Annotated in this window: 1 protein-coding gene; it reads right to left on the bottom strand. The window is 35.9% G+C overall.

Features of this window, described 5'->3' with window-relative positions:
- Window positions 1-136: 136 nt before the first annotated feature.
- Window positions 137-1,174, bottom strand: a complete 1,038-nt coding sequence (locus tag QZ657_RS14315; protein WP_291967766.1) for a c-type cytochrome — start codon at window positions 1,172-1,174, stop codon at window positions 137-139.
- Between the last annotated feature and the right edge of the window lie 324 nt (window positions 1,175-1,498).

Consider the following 1,498-nt stretch of genomic DNA (forward strand, 5'->3'; position numbering starts at 1 on the left):
CCCTTATTTGATGTCATCATATAATACGTACGCCATTGCCCTGAAAGGGTTCCTTTTTTCTTTACCGCTACAGAATCCTGTGGAATAGAAAATATAGGCAAACAAATAATGACCAGATATACTAATCTCATGTAGGTTATTTCGTTTTAGTAATTCCGTATGTCTCTTTATAGAAATCAATTATAGGTGGGAATGGTCCATTTTTATGCTGCTCAGCGGTAAAATCATCTACCCAAGGTCCGTACGGTGTAGAAACTGGTTTTAGCTTTTTATCGGGATAATCGTTTTCGGTATTTAGTTTATGTGGTCTGCTAAAGCTGTTTATATAGCCAGCTACATGATAGGCTTCTTCATCGGTTAGCTTAGGATTATCCCAAGTGGCCTGTAAATAGGGCATGTTACTCTTTATAAATTCCGCCGAAGTAATTACCCGGTGCATTCCTGCGCCATCGTTAAAACTATCTTCTCCCCACAATGGTGGATATGTATAACTGTTGTTATCCTCTAGACTTAAAACCCCAGTTCCATTTTCACCATGGCAAATAACACACTCTTTAGTATATACTTGCTTACCTTTTACTAAATCTACCTTTTCATTAGGAATCTTAATTTTTGGATATCCTTTAAACTCCGACTTTCTATCTTCAGGCAAACCTTCGCTCAACCAATCCATATAGGCAACAATGGCCACAAGTTTATCTGAATCTGGCCGAAGCATTCTACCGTTCATACTTCGTTCCATACAACCGTTAATTCGGTCTTCAATAGTACCCACTTTATTTCCCCTTCCACCAAACTGTGGAAAACGTTCTAAAATACCTACCCAAGAACCTGAACCTGCCTGGGCTCCTTTTTGTAAGTGGCAATTGGAACATGCCAAGTTGTTACCGCTATACCTATCTTCAATTTTTGCTGCCCCAGGACCCATAAACCTTGAAGTCTCAGCAATTAAGTAATAACCTTTTTTGACTAGTTCGGGCATTTTATCAATTTCGGACAAAGCATTTTTTGGTTTCCAAACATTTTCATCTTTTTGTTCATCAATGGCTACAACTTCTTTGGTTGCCTGAGAGGAATGATAGGTTAACAGTTTTAAAAATATTACTATAACCAAGGCAATTACTACAGTAAACAGTTTAAAAAATTTCTTAGCAATATTTTGTAATTCATCCATATAAATGTAATCTAACGCTAATTTAAATAACGAATCTATAATTATTATACCATAATGACAGTAACCCAAGTTACACTTGCGTTAAATACATTAACTTACTTTCATTACTATTCAAAAATGTAGAAATTAGTACTTCTAGATTCAAACCAGTTTTACAATCATTATAAATACCGAAACACATGAAAAAAGCGCTTCTTTTATTAATAACAATTATGGCCATACAACTTACTACCGCTCAGGAATGGACGACCCCGATCATAAACGGTTACGGAAAACTTAAAGAATTCACAGATGTAGCAGTTCAACCCGATGCTTCTAAAAAAT

Origin of the sequence: Maribacter sp. (genome assembly GCA_020629415.1) — a bacterium.
Classification (GTDB): Bacteria; Bacteroidota; Bacteroidia; order Flavobacteriales; family Flavobacteriaceae; genus Maribacter; species Maribacter huludaoensis.